The 12,893-nt window shown below is 39.4% G+C and carries 10 protein-coding genes and 1 other annotated feature; all 10 genes read left to right on the top strand.

Features of this window, described 5'->3' with window-relative positions; all coding sequences use genetic code 11:
* Window positions 1-6: 6 nt before the first annotated feature.
* The 10 genes from tehB to ABKJ27_RS05240 all read left to right on the top strand — a co-directional run bounded on the left by tehB (window position 7) and on the right by ABKJ27_RS05240 (window position 12,766).
* Window positions 7-867 carry an SAM-dependent methyltransferase TehB gene (gene tehB, locus ABKJ27_RS05285; RefSeq protein WP_410011470.1) on the top strand — a complete coding sequence of 287 codons (861 nt, stop codon included), beginning with the start codon at window positions 7-9 and terminating at the stop codon, window positions 865-867.
* Window positions 868-1,045: 178 nt separating this feature from the next.
* On the top strand, window positions 1,046-1,999 hold the full coding sequence (locus ABKJ27_RS05280) for a competence protein CoiA (RefSeq protein WP_410011469.1): 954 nt from the start codon (window positions 1,046-1,048) through the stop codon (window positions 1,997-1,999).
* A gap of 18 nt (window positions 2,000-2,017) precedes the next feature.
* Window positions 2,018-3,820 (top strand): oligoendopeptidase F, encoded by a 1,803-nt coding sequence (gene pepF / locus ABKJ27_RS05275; protein ID WP_410011468.1) that lies wholly within the window; start codon window positions 2,018-2,020, stop codon window positions 3,818-3,820.
* Window position 3,821: 1 nt separating this feature from the next.
* A complete protein-coding gene (locus ABKJ27_RS05270) occupies window positions 3,822-4,535 on the top strand; it encodes an O-methyltransferase (RefSeq protein WP_080702856.1) in 714 nt (237 codons plus the stop codon).
* A 66-nt stretch (window positions 4,536-4,601) separates the two neighbouring features.
* Window positions 4,602-5,540, top strand: a complete 939-nt coding sequence (gene prsA, locus ABKJ27_RS05265) for a peptidylprolyl isomerase PrsA (RefSeq protein ID WP_410011467.1) — start codon at window positions 4,602-4,604, stop codon at window positions 5,538-5,540.
* Window positions 5,541-5,701: 161 nt separating this feature from the next.
* Window positions 5,702-6,925, top strand: a complete 1,224-nt coding sequence (gene ftsW / locus ABKJ27_RS05260) for a cell division peptidoglycan polymerase FtsW (RefSeq protein ID WP_033681863.1) — start codon at window positions 5,702-5,704, stop codon at window positions 6,923-6,925.
* Window positions 6,926-6,949: 24 nt separating this feature from the next.
* Window positions 6,950-9,646 (top strand): phosphoenolpyruvate carboxylase, encoded by a 2,697-nt coding sequence (ppc, locus tag ABKJ27_RS05255; protein ID WP_261016451.1) that lies wholly within the window; start codon window positions 6,950-6,952, stop codon window positions 9,644-9,646.
* A 96-nt stretch (window positions 9,647-9,742) separates the two neighbouring features.
* Window positions 9,743-9,960, top strand: a binding site (T-box leader).
* Between the two features lie 113 nt (window positions 9,961-10,073).
* A complete protein-coding gene (gene trpX, locus ABKJ27_RS05250) occupies window positions 10,074-11,069 on the top strand; it encodes a tryptophan ABC transporter substrate-binding protein (protein ID WP_004259575.1) in 996 nt (331 codons plus the stop codon).
* A 75-nt stretch (window positions 11,070-11,144) separates the two neighbouring features.
* Entirely contained in the window at window positions 11,145-12,011 is an 867-nt protein-coding gene (locus ABKJ27_RS05245; protein ID WP_410011466.1) for an ABC transporter permease, read from the top strand.
* Complete coding sequence (locus tag ABKJ27_RS05240; RefSeq protein ID WP_410011465.1) at window positions 12,008-12,766, top strand: ABC transporter ATP-binding protein; 759 nt, start codon at window positions 12,008-12,010, stop codon at window positions 12,764-12,766. The genes ABKJ27_RS05245 and ABKJ27_RS05240 overlap by 4 nt, the downstream gene beginning before the upstream one ends.
* The last annotated feature ends 127 nt before the right edge of the window (window positions 12,767-12,893 follow it).

The following is a 12,893-nucleotide window of genomic DNA, read 5'->3' as shown; positions in this document are numbered from 1 at the left end:
ATGAAAATGGAAAAACTAGTTGCCTATAAACGCATGCCTTTGTGGACTAAAGAGACCATGCCAGAGGCTGTTCAGCAGAAACACAATACCAAGATTGGGACTTGGGGCAAGATTACTGTTTTAAAAGGAACTCTCAAGTTTATTGAATTGACAGAGAATGGGGAGGTTCTAGCTGAACACCTATTTGAAGCAGGGGCTGACAATCCCATGGCACAACCACAAGTCTGGCACCGAGTGGAGGCTGTAACAGACGATGTAGAATGGTATTTGGAATTTTATTGTAAACATGAGGATTATTTCCCTAAAAAATACAATACCAATCCAGTTCATTCAGAGGTCCTAGAGGCTATGCAGACAGTAAAACCAGGGAAAGCCTTGGATTTGGGCTGTGGTCAAGGTCGTAACGCCCTCTTTCTAGCCCAGCAAGGTTTTGATGTGACAGCTGTGGATCAAAATGAACTGTCCCTTGAAATCTTGCAAAGTATTGTTGAGCAGGAAGATTTAGACATGCCTGTTGGTCTTTACGATATCAATTCAGCTAGAATTGGTCAAGAGTATGATTTCATCGTCTCGACAGTGGTTTTGATGTTTCTGCAAGCAGACCGCATTCCTGCAATTATCAAAAATATGCAGGAGAAAACCACTGTTGGTGGCTACAATCTTATCGTTTGTGCCATGGATACGGAGGATTATCCTTGCTCAGTGAACTTCCCATTTACTTTTAAGGAAGGGGAACTGGCAGACTATTACAAGGACTGGGAATTGGTTAAGTACAATGAAAATCCGGGTCATCTTCACCGTCGTGATGAAAATGGTAATCGTATTCAACTACGCTTTGCGACCATGCTAGCTAAAAAAATCAAATAATACTCTTCGAAAATCTCTTCAAACCACGTCAGCGTCGCTTTACCGTACTCAAGTACAGCTTGCGGCTAGCTTCCTAGTTTGCTTTTTGATTTTCATTGAGTATAAACATGAATAGAGATTAGGAGAATATCCTGATCTTTTTTCTTTTTTGCGAATAATATAGAAAAGGAGGGAAATCATGTTTGTTGCGAGAAATGCTAGGGGACAGCTGGTAAATGTGTTAGAGGGTGAGCTTGAGAAGGAAGAATACACTTGCCCAGCTTGTGGAGGTCAGCTCCGTTTGCGTCAAGGATCAAGTGTAAGGACCCATTTTGCTCATAAATCCCTAAAAGACTGCGATTATTCCTTTGAAAATGAAAGTCCAGAACACCTGGCAAATAAGGAATCCCTTTATCACTGGTTGAAAAAAGAGACAGGAGTACAATTAGAATACCCTCTTCCAGATCTTAAACAGATTGCAGATCTATTTGTAAATGACAATCTAGCTTTAGAGGTTCAGTGTAGTCCCTTGCCTCAAAAAGTTCTTAAAGAGCGTAGTGAGGGCTATCGTAGTCAGGGTTACCAAGTACTGTGGTTGTTGGGGGAAAAACTTTGGCTCAGGGAGCGATTGACTCGTCTGCAACAAGGTTTTCTTTATTTCAGTCAAAATATGGGCTTTTATGTTTGGGAATTAGACAAGGGAAAACAGGTTTTAAGACTTAAATATCTCATTCACCAAGACCTCCGTGGTAAACTCCATTATCAGATTAAGGAATTTCCCTATGGTCAAGCTAGTTTATTGGAAATATTACGGTGTCCCTATAATAAACAAAAAATATCGCATTTTACAGTTTCTCAAGATAAGGACATCTGTCACTATATCCGGCAACAACTCTATTATCAAAATACCTTTTGGATGAAAGAACAAGCAGAAGCCTATCAAAAGGGGGAAAATCTCCTGACTTACGGGCTAAAAGAATGGTATCCACAAATTCGACCACTAGTTGGTGAGTTTTGCCAAATTGAGAAGGACTTGACCAGATATTATCAGTATTTTCAAACCTATTACCAAGAAAATCCTCAAAATGATTGGCAAAAGCTCTATCCACCAGCCTTTTATCAGCAATATTTCTTGAAAAATATGGTAGAATAGAAAGGATGGAGGAATCTAATGGTATTACAAAGACATGAAATAAATGAAAAAGATACATGGGATCTATCAACGATCTACCCAACTGACCAGGCTTGGGAAAAAGCCTTAAAAGATTTAACAGAACAATTGGAGACAGTAGCCCAGTATGAAGGCCATCTCCTGGATAGTGAGGATAGCCTACTCGAAATCACTGAATTTTCTCTTGAAATGGAACGCCAGATGGAGAAGCTTTACGTCTATGCTCATATGAAGAATGATCAGGATACTCGTGAAGCCAAGTACCAAGAGTACTATGCCAAGGCAATGACTCTCTACAGCCAGCTAGACCAAGCCTTTTCATTCTATGAGCCTGAATTTATGGAGATTAGTGAAGAGCAGTATGCTGACTTTTTAGAGGCTCAACCAAAATTGCAGGTTTATCAACACTATTTTGATAAGCTTTTACAAGGCAAGGAACACGTTCTATCACAACGTGAAGAAGAATTATTGGCTGGAGCTGGAGAAATCTTTGGTTCGGCAAGTGAAACCTTCGCTATCTTGGACAATGCGGATATTGTATTCCCTTATGTCCTTGACGATGATGGTAAGGAAGTTCAGCTATCTCATGGGACTTACACACGTTTGATGGAGTCTAAAAATCGTGAGGTGCGTCGTGGTGCCTATCAAGCACTTTATGCGACTTATGAACAATTCCAACATACCTATGCCAAAACCTTGCAAACCAATGTTAAGGTGCAAAACTACCGTGCCAAAGTTCGCAACTACAAGAGTGCGCGTCATGCAGCCCTCGCTGCGAATTTTGTTCCAGAAAGTGTTTATGACAATTTGGTAGCAGCAGTTCGCAAGCATTTGCCACTCTTACATCGTTACCTGGAGTTGCGTTCAAAGATTTTGGGGATTTCAGACCTCAAGATGTACGATGTCTACACACCGCTTTCATCTGTTGAATATAGTTTTACCTACCCAGAAGCCTTGAAAAAAGCAGAAGAAGCCTTGGCAGTCTTGGGTGAGGATTACTTGAGCCGTGTTAAACGTGCCTTCAGCGAGCGTTGGATTGATGTTTACGAAAACCAAGGCAAGCGTTCAGGTGCTTACTCTGGTGGTTCTTACGATACCAATGCCTTTATGCTACTTAACTGGCAGGACAATTTAGACAATCTCTTTACCCTTGTTCATGAAACAGGTCACAGTATGCATTCAAGCTATACTCGTGAAACGCAGCCTTATGTTTACGGAGATTATTCTATCTTCTTGGCTGAGATTGCCTCAACGACCAATGAAAATATCTTGACGGAGAAATTATTGGAAGAAGTGGAAGATGATGCAACTCGCTTTGCTATTCTCAATAACTTCCTAGATGGTTTCCGTGGAACAGTTTTCCGCCAAACTCAATTTGCCGAGTTTGAACACGCGATTCACCAAGCGGATCAAAATGGTGAAGTCTTGACAAGCGATTTCTTAAATAAACTCTACGCAGACTTGAACCAAGAGTATTATGGTTTGAGTAAGGAAGATAATCCTGAAATCCAATACGAGTGGGCACGTATTCCACACTTCTACTATAACTACTATGTATACCAATATTCAACAGGTTTTGCAGCAGCCTCAGCCCTGGCTGAAAAGATTGTTCATGGTAGTCAAGAAGACCGTGACCGTTATATCGACTACCTCAAGGCAGGTAAATCTGACTATCCACTTAATGTCATGAGAAAAGCTGGTGTTGATATGGAGAAGGAAGACTATCTCAACGATGCCTTTGCAGTCTTTGAACGTCGTTTAAATGAGTTTGAAGCACTTGTTGAAAAATTGGGATTGGCATAAGATGGTTGAATCGTATAGTAAAAATGCCAACCATAACATGCGTCGTCCTGTTGTCAAAGAAGAAATTGTAGACTTGATGCGTCAGCGTCAAAAGCAAGTCACAGGCTCTTTGAAAGAATTGGAAGACTTTGCCCGTAAGGAAAATATTCCCATCATTCCCCATGAAACGGTTGCTTATTTCCGTTTTCTCATGGAAACCATGCAACCTAAAAACATTCTGGAAATTGGGACGGCTATCGGTTTTTCAGCTCTCTTGATGGCGGAACATGCTCCAAAGGCCAAGATTACAACCATTGATCGCAATCCAGAGATGATTGGATTTGCCAAGGAAAATTTTTCCCAGTTTGACAGTCGTAAGCAAATCACACTCCTAGAAGGAGATGCGGTAGATGTCTTATCTACCCTGACAGAGTCCTATGATTTCGTCTTTATGGATTCAGCCAAGTCTAAATACATCGTCTTTCTGCCAGAAATCCTCAAACATTTGGAAGTTGGTGGTGTGGTTGTTTTGGATGATATTTTCCAAGGTGGTGATGTTGCCAAGGATATTATGGAAGTCCGTCGTGGTCAGCGAACTATTTACAGAGGACTTCAAAGACTATTTGATGCAACCTTAGACAATCCAGGACTCACCGCAACACTAGTACCTCTGGGGGACGGCATTCTCATGCTTCGTAAAAATGTAGCAGACGTTCAATTGCCTGACAGCGAATGATTTTCAGAAAAATTTAAGAAAATATAGTAAAATAGATAGGGTAACACTTATCTCAAAGGAGTAGACATGAAGAAAAAACTATTGGCAGGTGCCATTACACTATTATCAGTAGCAACTTTAGCAGCTTGTTCCAAAGGTTCAGAAGGGGCAGACCTTATCAGCATGAAAGGGGATGTCATCACAGAACATCAATTTTATGAGCAAGTGAAAAGCAACCCTTCAGCACAACAAGTCTTGTTGAACATGACCATCCAAAAAGTATTTGAGAAGCAATATGGCTCAGAAGTAGATGACAAAGAAGTCAACGATACTATTGCCGAAGAAGAGAAACAATATGGTGAGAACTACCAACGTGTCTTATCGCAAGCAGGAATGACTCTTGAAACACGTAAAGCTCAAATTCGTACAAGTAAATTGGTTGAGTTGGCAGTTAAGAAGGCAGCAGAAGCTGAATTGACAGATGATGCCTATAAGAAAGCATTTGATGAATACACTCCAGATGTAACTGCTCAAATCATTCGTCTTGATAATGAAGACAAAGCAAAAGAAGTTCTCGAAAAAGCTAAGGCAAGTGGCGCAGATTTCGCTCAACTAGCTAAAGATAACTCAACAGATGAGAAAACCAAAGCGAACGGTGGAGAAATCACTTTTGATTCAGCTTCAACAGAAGTACCAGATCAAGTTAAGAAAGCAGCTTTTGCCTTGGATGTTAACGGAATTTCTGATGTCATTACAGCTACTGGCACACAAGCCTACAGCAGTCAGTATTATATTGTAAAACTCACTAAGAAAACGGAAAAATCATCTAATATTGATGACTACAAAGAAAAATTAAAAACTGTTATCTTGACTCAAAAACAAAATGACGCATCATTTGTTCAAAGCATTATCGGAAAAGAATTGCAAGCAGCCAACATCAAGGTTAAAGACCAAGCCTTCCAAAATATCTTTACCCAATACATCGGTGGTGGCGATTCAAGCTCAAGCAGTTCTTCAAAAGAATAAAACAGAAAAGAGCCAAGTGCTCTTTTTCTTATGAGAAAATCTTTCTATCTTGAGGGTAAGAGTTTTTTTCTTTCGGAAAAAATGGTATAATAGCAATCAAAACTAGAAAATAAACGGAATTTGGGAATAATTTCTTTTGTTCTCATTAGATTGGTGATACTATGAAGATTAGTAAGAGGCACCTATTAAACTATTCTATTCTAGTTCCTTACTTACTTTTATCTATTTTGGGCTTGATTGTGGTTTATTCGACAACCAGTGCCATTCTTATCGAAGAAGGTAAAAGTGCCCTCCAATTGGTTCGAAGTCAGGGAATGTTTTGGATATTTAGTTTAATATTGATTGCCTTGATATATAAGCTGAAATTGAATTTTTTGAGAAAAGAACGACTTTTATTTATTGTTATGTTTGTTGAGCTGATTCTCTTAGCTTTGGCTCGCTTAATTGGTACGCCAGTCAATGGAGCCTATGGTTGGATTTCAGTAGGACCTTTGACCATTCAGCCAGCAGAGTATTTGAAGATTATCATCGTCTGGTACTTGGCCCAACGTTTTTCAAAACAACAGGATGAAATTGGGATTTACGATTTTCAAGTTTTAACTCAAAATCAATGGATTCCTCGTGCTTTTAATGATTGGCGCTTCGTCCTACTAGTAATGATAGGAAGTTTAGCTATTTTCCCAGATTTGGGGAATGCTACCATCCTAGTTCTTGTCGCCTTGATTATGTATACAGTTAGTGGAATTGCTCATCGTTGGTTTATAGTCTTTATCGGTGTATTATTTGGAGTTTCAGCCCTATCCTTATCAGCTATCTCTATGATCGGGGTTGATAAGTTTTCAAAAGTTCCAGTATTTGGTTACGTTGCTAAGCGTTTCAGTGCCTACTTTAATCCCTTTGCCGATTTGGCAGGGTCAGGCCACCAACTTGCAAATTCCTACTTTGCCATGGTAAATGGTGGGTGGTTTGGTCTAGGCTTAGGAAATTCAATAGAAAAACGTGGTTATTTACCAGAGGCACATACAGACTTTGTATTTTCAATTGTTATTGAAGAGTTTGGATTTGTGGGAGCCAGCTTGATTTTAGCACTTGTCTTTTTCCTGATTTTACGAATTATCCTAGTCGGTATTCGTGCTAAGAATCCCTTTAATTCTATGATGGCGATTGGGGTTGGGGGGATGATGCTGGTACAGGTATTTGTCAATATCGGTGGAATTTCTGGCATTATTCCTTCGACAGGAGTAACCTTCCCCTTCTTATCACAAGGAGGGAACAGTCTCCTAGTCTTGTCTGTAGCCATCGCCTTTGTCTTAAATATTGATGCAAGTGAAAAACGTGCCCAATTATATGAGGAGTTAGAAGCTCACTCATCAAACTATATGTAGAGCTGAGAGTGGAAAGGATTACCTATGTCTCTTCAAAAATTAGAAAACTATAGTAATAAAGCTGTCGTGCAAGAAGAAGTATTGATTTTAACAGAATTGTTAGAAGATATCACTAAAAATATGCTTGCCCCAGAGACTTTTGAAAAAATCATGCAGTTGAAGGAATTGTCAACTCAAGAAGATTATCAAGGTTTGAACCAATTAGTTACTAGTCTGACAAATGATGAAATGGCTTATATTTCACGCTATTTCTCTATCTTGCCTCTTTTGATTAATATTTCTGAAGACGTGGATTTGGCCTATGAAATCAACCATCAAAATAATATCGATCAAGATTATCTTGGTAAATTATCAGCAACGATCAAAATGGTTGCGGAAAAAGAAAACGCGGTTGAAATTCTAGAACACTTGAATGTTGTCCCTGTTTTGACAGCCCATCCAACACAAGTGCAACGTAAGAGTATGTTGGATTTGACTAACCATATCCATACCCTCTTGCGTAAGTACCGTGATGTGAAATTAGGTTTGATTAATAAGGAAAAATGGCATAATGATCTCCGTCGTTACATTGAGATTATCATGCAGACAGATATGATTCGTGAAAAGAAATTGAAAGTAACCAATGAAATCACGAATGTAATGGAATACTACAATAGCTCATTCTTGAAGGCAGTTCCTCATCTGACTGCTGAGTACAAGCGTCTGGCTAAAAAACACGGTTTGGAGTTAAAACATCCTAAACCAATTACCATGGGTATGTGGATTGGTGGAGACCGTGATGGTAATCCCTTTGTTACAGCAGATACCTTGAAACAATCTGCTATGACTCAGTGTGAAGTCATCATGAACTACTATGATGAAAAGATTTACCAACTTTATCGTGAATTCTCTCTCTCAACCAGTATTGTCAATGTGAGCAAGCAAGTCAGAGAAATGGCTCGTCAATCCAAGGATAACTCGATTTATCGTGAAAAAGAGCTTTACCGTCGTGCCTTGTTTGATATTCAATCAAAAATCCAAGCAACAAAAACCTATCTGATTGAGGATAAGGAAGTTGGGGCTCGCTATGAAACAGCTAATGATTTTTATAAGGATTTAATTACTATTCGTGATTCCCTTTTAGAAAATAAGGGCGAAGCACTGATTTCTGGTGATTTTGTTGAGTTAATTCAGGCAGTTGAAATTTTTGGTTTCTATTTGGCATCTATTGACATGCGTCAAGATTCTAGTGTTCATGAAGCCTGTGTAGCTGAACTCTTGAAATCAGCTGGTATTCATTCGCATTATAGTGAACTAGGTGAAGAAGAAAAATGCCAGCTTCTCTTGAAAGAATTGGAAGAAGATCCGCGTATTCTTTCTGCCACTCATGTTGAAAAATCAGAGTTACTTGAAAAAGAATTAGCAATCTTTAAGGCTGCCCGTAAGTTGAAAGATAAGTTGGGAGATGATGTCATTCGTCAGACCATCATTTCACATGCAACCAGCGTATCAGACATGTTGGAATTGGCTATCTTGCTAAAAGAAGTAGGGTTAGTTGATAAAGAAAGAGCTCGTGTCCAAATCGTTCCTCTCTTTGAAACAATTGAGGACTTGGACCACTCAGAAGAAACCATGAGAGAATATCTTTCACTTCCTCTTGCCAAGAAATGGATTGCTTCACGTAATAACTACCAAGAAATCATGCTTGGTTACTCTGATAGTAATAAAGATGGTGGCTATCTATCATCATGTTGGACCCTCTACAAGGCTCAACAACAATTGACTGCTATTGGAGATGAATTTGGCGTTAAGGTTACCTTCTTCCACGGCCGTGGTGGGACTGTCGGTCGTGGTGGTGGACCAACCTATGAAGCCATCACCTCTCAACCTCTCAAGTCCATTAAGGATCGTATCCGCTTGACGGAGCAGGGTGAAGTAATTGGCAATAAATATGGTAACAAAGACGCAGCTTACTATAACCTTGAAATGTTGGTTTCGGCGGCCATTAACCGTATGATTACTCAGAAGAAGAGCGATACCAACACCTCAAATCGTTACGAAGCTATTATGGACCAAGTGGTGGACCGTAGTTACGATATCTACCGTGATTTGGTCTTTGGTAATGATCATTTCTATGATTATTTCTTCGAGTCAAGTCCAATCAAGGCTATTTCAAGCTTTAATATTGGTTCTCGTCCAGCCGCTCGTAAGACTATTACTGAAATCGGTGGTTTGCGAGCTATCCCTTGGGTATTCTCATGGTCGCAAAGTCGCGTCATGTTCCCTGGATGGTATGGAGTTGGTTCAAGCTTCAAGGAATTTATCGATAAAAATCCAGAGAATATTGCTATCTTACGAGATATGTACCAAAATTGGCCTTTCTTCCAATCGCTTCTTTCAAATGTCGACATGGTCTTGTCGAAATCAAATATGAATATTGCTTTTGAATATGCCAAACTGTGTGAGGATGAAGAAGTAAAAGCAATCTATGAGACTATTCTAAATGAATGGCAAGTCACCAAGGAAGTCATCTTGGCTATCGAAGGTTACGATGAACTCTTGGCTGAAAATCCATATCTAAAAGCAAGTTTGGATTATCGTATGCCTTACTTTAATATTCTCAACTATATCCAGTTGGAGTTGATTAAACGTCAACGCCGAGGAGAATTATCAAGCGATCAAGAAAAATTAATCCATACAACCATCAACGGAATTGCGACAGGATTGCGTAATTCGGGCTGATGTCTTTCAAACTTCCTCTTTTCTATAGGGGAAGTTTTTGAATCTTTCAAAAAAATGCTAAAAGAGTCTTGACAAGTAGTTGAAAAATGATATAATTTAACCATTCAGAAAAGTAATCATTCAAACTTTTTAGAGAGTCTGTGGTAGCTGAAAACAGATAAGTGGTGATGATGAAAATTGGGCTGAATGTTATTTAGAATTTGAAATCATAAAAATTCGGTGAGCACACCTTATAGTGCATCTCGTTATTGCGAGACAGAGTGATAGGGAAATTTCCTATAATTGAGGTGGTACCGCGCATCGACGTCCTCACACAAGTTTTTTGTGTGAGGACTTTTTTTGATGGAGGTTAGTATGGAAAGAAAACGATGGCGTCGCTTGTTCAGATAAGTGAAGTAGTTTAAAGGAATTAAAAAGGAGAAATAGAATGAAAAATAAACGTTTAATTGGAATTATCGCTGCATTAGCAGTCTTAGTAGCAGGAAGCTTGATTTACTCTTCAATGAATAAACCAGAAGCTAAGAATGAAAAGAAAGTTGCCAAAGTTGGTGTCCTTCAGTTTGTGAGCCATCCATCTCTTGACTTGATTTATAAAGGGATTCAAGATGGACTTGCAGAAGAAGGTTATAAAGATGACCAGTTGAAGATTGACTTTATGAACTCAGAAGGTGACCAAAGTAAGGTTGCGACAATGAGTAAACAATTGGTTGCAAATGGCAATGACCTTGTGGTTGGTATTGCAACACCAGCTGCTCAAGGTCTGGCTAGTGCAACAAAAGACCTACCTGTTATCATGGCTGCTATTACAGACCCAATCGGTGCGAACTTGGTTAAAGATTTGAAAAAACCAGGTGGCAATATTACAGGGGTATCTGACCACAATCCAGCTCAACAACAAGTTGAACTCATCAAGGCTCTGACACCAAATGTGAAAACTATCGGAGCTCTTTACTCAAGCAGCGAAGACAATTCAAAAACACAGGTAGAAGAATTTAAGGCTTATGCTGAAAAAGCAGGTTTGACAGTAGAAACATTTGCAGTTCCTTCAACAAATGAAATTGCTTCAACAGTTAACGTTATGACTAGCAAGGTTGATGCTATCTGGGTTCCAATTGATAACACTATTGCTTCAGCCTTCTCAACTGTTGTATCAAGCAACCAATCAGCTAAAAAACCAATCTACCCAAGTGCAACTGCCATGGTAGAAGCAGGTGGTTTGGCATCCGTTGTAGTTGACCAACATGATCTTGGTGTGGCAACTGGCAAAATGATTGCTCAAGTTTTGAAAGGTGCAAAACCAGCTGATACACCAGTCAATGTCTTTTCAACTGGTAAATCAGTTATCAATAAAAAATTGGCACAAGAGTTAGGTATTACGATTCCTGAGTCTGTTCTCAAAGAAGCAGGACAAGTGATTGAATAATCTAAAATGGAGGAGTTGGGGACATCTCCTCCAATTTTTTACAATAGAAATCATATAGAAAAGGTTAAGAAACAGATGATATTATCTATTATTTCTCAAGGATTTGTCTGGGCTATTTTAGGTCTGGGAATCTTTATGACATTTAGGATTTTAAACTTTCCAGATATGACAACAGAAGGTTCCTTCCCTCTTGGGGGAGCTGTTGCTGTCACTCTGATAACCAAAGGTGTAAATCCCTTTTTAGCGACACTTGTTGCTGTAGGAGCAGGTTGTTTGGCTGGAATGGCAGCAGGTCTTCTTTATACAAAAGGGAAGATTCCAACCTTGCTCTCAGGGATTTTGGTGATGACTTCCTGTCACTCTATCATGCTCTTGATTATGGGACGTGCAAATTTAGGATTGCTTGGAACCAAGCAAATCCAGGATGTTTTGCCTTTTGATTCAGATTTGAACCAACTCTTGACAGGTCTCATCTTTGTCAGTCTTGTTATTGCTCTCATGCTCTTTTTCTTGGATACCAAACTCGGACAAGCCTATATTGCTACAGGTGACAATCCTGATATGGCTAGAAGTTTCGGGATTCATACTGGACGCATGGAGGTCATGGGCTTGGTCTTATCAAATGGTGTGATTGCCCTTGCAGGGGCTCTTATTGCCCAGCAAGAAGGCTATGCCGATGTATCTCGAGGAATCGGGGTGATCGTTGTGGGGCTTGCAAGTTTGATTATTGGAGAAGTTATCTTCAAGAGTTTGAGCTTGGCAGAACGTCTGATTACCATCGTTGTAGGTTCTATCGCCTATCAATTTTTAGTGTGGGCAGTTATTGCGCTTGGCTTTAATACAAGTTACCTTCGTTTGTACAGTGCCGTGATTTTAGCAGTCTGCCTCATGATTCCAACATTTAAGCAAACAATCTTGAAAGGAGCCAAATTAAGCAAATGACAGCAATTGTAGAATTAAAAAATGCAACCAAAGTCGTTAAAAATGGCTTTGATGAAGAAAAGATTATTTTAAATGATGTTTCCTTAGAAATTTTTGAACAGGATTTCATCACGATTTTAGGTGGAAATGGAGCTGGGAAATCAACCCTCTTTAACACTATTGCAGGAACTTTGTCATTAACCAGTGGAACCATCCGTATTTTGGGTGAAGATGTTACCAAGTTTTCGCCAGAAAAGCGAGCTAAGTATCTGTCTCGAGTCTTCCAAGATCCCAAGATGGGGACAGCTCCTCGTATGACGGTCGCTGAAAATCTTTTGATTGCCAAGTTTCGTGGTGAAAAGCGTGGACTGTTTCCGAGACGTCTGGCTAGCTATAAGGATGAGTTTCAGGCAACTATTGAAAAAGTGGGAAACGGTCTTGAGAAACACTTGAATACACCAATTGAGTTCTTATCTGGTGGACAAAGACAGGCTTTGAGTCTCTTGATGGCAACATTGAAGCGTCCTGAATTACTCTTGTTGGACGAGCATACTGCAGCCCTTGATCCAAAGACCAGTGTGGCCTTGATGGAATTGACGGATGAATTTGTCAAGAAAGACCAGCTGACAGCGCTTATGATTACCCACCATATGGAAGATGCTCTCAAATATGGCAATCGTTTAATTGTCATGAAAGAAGGTCGTATAATTCAAGACCTTAATAATGAAGAAAAAGCTAAGATGAAAATCTCAGACTACTATCAATTATTTGAATAGATAAACTTTATTTTCATCAAAAAATAGAGAAGAAAAACTTAGAAGCGTTAAAGTGTTTCTGAGTTTTTTTAACTTTCTTTTCTATCTAGAAAAATAAGACAAAGAGAATTACGGAAAGCGTATGAAA

This window comes from Streptococcus sp. KHUD_011 (assembly GCF_046352925.1).
Classification (GTDB): domain Bacteria; phylum Bacillota; class Bacilli; order Lactobacillales; family Streptococcaceae; genus Streptococcus.
Note: the sequence above shows the minus strand (reverse complement) of the source record. Positions and strands in the feature narration are given on the sequence as shown.